This window comes from Comamonas sp. B-9 (assembly GCF_000410635.1).
GTDB lineage: Bacteria > Pseudomonadota > Gammaproteobacteria > Burkholderiales > Burkholderiaceae_C > Comamonas.
This window is the reverse complement of the sequence record NZ_KE148543.1, coordinates 691-1,222: the sequence shown is the minus strand read 5'-3', so window position 1 is coordinate 1,222 and position 532 is coordinate 691. Positions and strand designations below refer to the sequence as shown.

The window sequence follows — 532 nt, the reverse complement described above, 5'->3', positions numbered from 1 at the left end:
ACTTTGCGACCCAGACCCATGCGCTGGCGACCCAGGCGCTGGATGCCGCCAACAAGCGGGTGCAGGCCGGCAAGGCTCCGCCGCTGGAGGCCAGCCGCGCCCAAGTGGCGCAGGCCAATGCGGCGATGGAGCTGGAGCAGGCGCGCTCATTGACCGGCGTGGCGCAGCACAACCTGGCCGCGCTCTGGGGCGGGCGCGGTACGGAGCTGGGGCTGGCGAGCGGCGACTTTTTGACCACCACGGCGGCCCCGACTGCCGAGCAGCTGGACCAGCGCCTCGATGAGGCGCCCGCCATGGTGCTGGCGCAGCGCGCGCTGGCGCAAAGCCAGGCCACATCGGCGCTGGAGCGCGCCAAACGCGTGCAGGACCCTACCGTGAGCCTGGGCGTCAAGCGCGCGCAGGATGTGGGCCGCAACCAGGTGTTTGTTGGCGTCAGCATCCCCTTGCCGCTGCTTGACCGCAACGCCGGCAACCAGCTGCAGGCGCTGCGCAAGGTGGACCAGGCCGAGCAGCAGCTGCAGGACCAGCGCCT

The 532-nt window shown here is 71.4% G+C and carries 1 protein-coding gene; it reads left to right on the top strand.

What is annotated here, in order from left to right; genetic code table 11:
* The coding region (locus H928_RS26840; RefSeq protein ID WP_021026148.1) for a TolC family protein at positions 1 to 532 on the top strand (532 nt) is incomplete at both ends.